Annotated in this window: 3 protein-coding genes; all 3 read right to left on the reverse strand. The window is 35.7% G+C overall.

The genetic code is table 11. The features are described 5' to 3' along the window. Positions 1-197: 197 nt before the first annotated feature. Complete coding sequence (locus HPY74_20915; protein NSW93068.1) at positions 198-344, reverse strand: hypothetical protein; 147 nt, start codon at positions 342-344, stop codon at positions 198-200. A 124-nt stretch (positions 345-468) separates the two neighbouring features. Then, entirely contained in the window at positions 469-1,542 is a 1,074-nt protein-coding gene (locus HPY74_20920) for an amidohydrolase family protein (protein NSW93069.1), read from the reverse strand. Positions 1,543-1,603: 61 nt separating this feature from the next. Next, on the reverse strand, positions 1,604-2,029 hold a 426-nt coding region (locus tag HPY74_20925), incomplete at its 5' end, for a PD-(D/E)XK nuclease domain-containing protein (protein NSW93070.1).

Genomic DNA, 2,029 nt, shown 5'->3' on the forward strand with positions numbered 1-2,029 from the left:
ATTTTATCATTTCTATATCTTCAGGACTAAATGTCCTACCTGAAAATGTTCTATTAGTATTGTTCATGACTTGATTACCTACCTCCCCCAAGTCTACTATACAATACTAATCTTGTACGTGTCCAACTCGGTTTTGCGAAAATATTTTTTTGCTACTCTCTATAACTCTTGTTTTCTCTTTCTTTTAAATTCGTGCTTCATCTCTGATGTTGTATGCTGCTGTATCTATCGGCTATTTCCTTCAACGCCTCCAAAAGCCTTTGACCAATTTCTTCCTTATATTCACTGTTATCCCGCTTCCGGTTTGCTTCTCTTTCTATTAAATAAAAATAACTGTTGCTCAAACAATCATCCTTCATTCTTGTTTAGAATCATAAACACATTATAATCCTTATTCATCCATTTTACAATTGTATACAGGTTATAAATTCAATCTTCTTTTAATAAAAAAGACAACTGCCAACTACCCTACTTGAGCATACCAAGTACCCTGTCTATTTCCTGTGCATAACCTGTTAAACAAGTATCCTTCAAAGCAATTTCTTTTATTTTTCTACACCCTTCAAGCAGCATTTCAACATTTATCTTCTTAGGAACCTCTCCTGCGTAAGACTCAAAATTCTTGTAATAAATCCTGTCAATTACATCCTTTTCCAATGACAATCCGTTTATTTCAAATCCCCAATTGTCAAATTTATCATCAGTTTCAAGAAACCTCCTTATGGTATTTATGATATCTTGAGGCCCTCCCTGGAACATGCTATCTTCCATATCCGTTCCAAAAACAATTCTATCCCGGTACTTGCTAAAGAATTCTTTCCACGCCGCTGGTTTTTTTGAAAAATTATCATACATTTCCCTGCCCGGGGTTATGTCAAATTTTACATTCATCCACCTATCAAGAAACGCTGCCGCTCTTTCGATATCATTGGATAAAAAATAGAAATGCGCAAAAGTCACTCTTAATTCCGGAAACTTACTCAATATACCCTCAATTTCATTATAAATCTCTTCCTTCTTTGGGAATGTACCGTCTCCATAAAACCAACCATGCTCAAAGGAAAACTCGGGCGCAGTATCTTTGTCCCAGAAAGTTTCAGGGTCTGCTGCATGGAATACAACAGGAATACCCTGTTTTTCAAGATAAGAATAGTAATCGTCAAAAATTGGTGAATCCAAGGGCACACCTATCTTTTTTCTCAAGGTGGGCTTGCCTTCCAGCATTTTTATTCCATCAAACCCAGTATCCATTAATGTTTTGACCTGATCAACAAAGTTATAATCGCCCGGAATTTTATCATCCAGCGGATAATACGGATAATATAATGAACCATAGGCATATACCTTCCCGGGATGTTTCATCTTAAACAATGCACATAAGATATTTTGCATTATCAGATTTCTATCTTTGCATGCAAGGCTTACAATATTCAATTTATCCAGGCCATAGCCATATAAATAGCTTTCCAGGAAATCCATGCTCTCAAATCCCACTATATGTACATGACTATCTACCATTATAACATCGTTATATAACTTCATAAGCGAACCCTCCCCTTGGTTGTTATTATGTTACCCTTAAACATTAAATCATTCTCCCATTTTATATCTCCACATTAACAACACATTTATCCGTCACAAAAACAACTACCCATTTCTTAAGCCTGGGCAGGTTTTGAAGTTCGTTGGAGCTTCGGTATTTCATTATCTGTTCTATGGCTTCATTTTTCTTTTCTTCTATGATTTTTTCTCCGTGTGCTTCATACTCTGATTTTTTAATGTACTTTACCTCAAATATTGCAAAATAGGCAGGATCAATGGGCTCCATCCTCAATAGAGCTATATCTATATATCCATCCTCTACTTCGTATTCCGATTTTACCAGGTACACGCTGCTTAGCATAAAATAAGAAAGCATAATAAGTTTAACATATTTCTCATCAAAATTTATGTAATCACGGTTGGAAAGCTTGTGCAGGGTCTTTTCTACCACTTCTATAAACTTTTCATTCTTGCCTTCGAGGGCAAT

The organism is Bacillota bacterium, from assembly GCA_013314855.1.
Lineage (GTDB): Bacteria > Bacillota > Clostridia > Acetivibrionales > DUMC01 > Ch48.

What these genes read in the sequence shown, in the direction of transcription:
- HPY74_20920 (NSW93069.1), bottom strand. Translation starts at nt 1,542, where the DNA reads ATGAAGTTATATAACGATGTTATAATGGTAGATAGTCATGTACATATA.